We start from the raw sequence: 704 nt of genomic DNA, 5'->3' as shown, positions 1-704 counted from the left end.
TAACGCACCTATAGAGAGTCAATACTTCACCATTACGAGTGGCGCTGATCATTTGAAGACTTTCATGTCGAGCCCTAATAAAAAGCGCGTATTCTGTAGCAACTGCGGAAGTCCTTTATATAGTCAAAGAACCGATATGCCCGAAACAATAAGACTAAGGCTTGGAACTATCACTGAAGGGGAGTTCCCTGGGCCGCAATATGAGATCTTCTGTGAGTCCAAGTCAGAGTGGTTTGACGCCAAAGCCGAGCGTCCACGCTATGAGCAGCACAAAGTCTAAATGTTGGGAGCTTCGTATATATGGGAAAGTACTTTGTTATATATCCACTAAACTTCTAGCGATAGAATTTGTCACAATAATATAGCCGCGAATTACATCAGTGGCTCGGTCTGCTTATCCAGGGAAATAAACTATGAGGCATGTGAAAGTTGAGAGACGAGTGGCCGCACATTATTTGCTAGCAGCCATTGCTTTTATGCTATATGGCGGCCAAGTCTGCCCCTTATTGGAATCGATAACGGCAACTACCCTGGTTTTCCCCATACTCGTTGCTCTAGCTATTCGTTTGTTTAGTATTTCCTGGATAGATCGCAAACCACTTGACCGTCAGGTGTCTTTCCAATTCTTTCTAGATCTGAGCTTATTTATAGGCGCCGGTATCGCTCTGAATATTCACAATTTAGTGTTTCATGGCGCCCCTTTA

At 43.9% G+C, this 704-nt stretch carries 1 protein-coding gene and 1 pseudogene; both read left to right on the top strand.

Annotated features, from left to right (window positions below; translation table 11 throughout):
* On the top strand, positions 1-280 hold a 280-nt coding region (locus A3766_RS29330; protein ID WP_082907249.1), incomplete at its 5' end, for a GFA family protein.
* Between the two features lie 133 nt (positions 281-413).
* Positions 414-704 (top strand): annotated as a pseudogene (locus A3766_RS27840) (hypothetical protein); the annotation flags it as partial.

The sequence above is a fragment of the Oleiphilus sp. HI0132 genome (assembly GCF_001635845.1).
The sequence above is the reverse complement of the archived record's forward strand: the minus strand, read 5'-3'. Positions and strand labels throughout refer to the sequence as shown.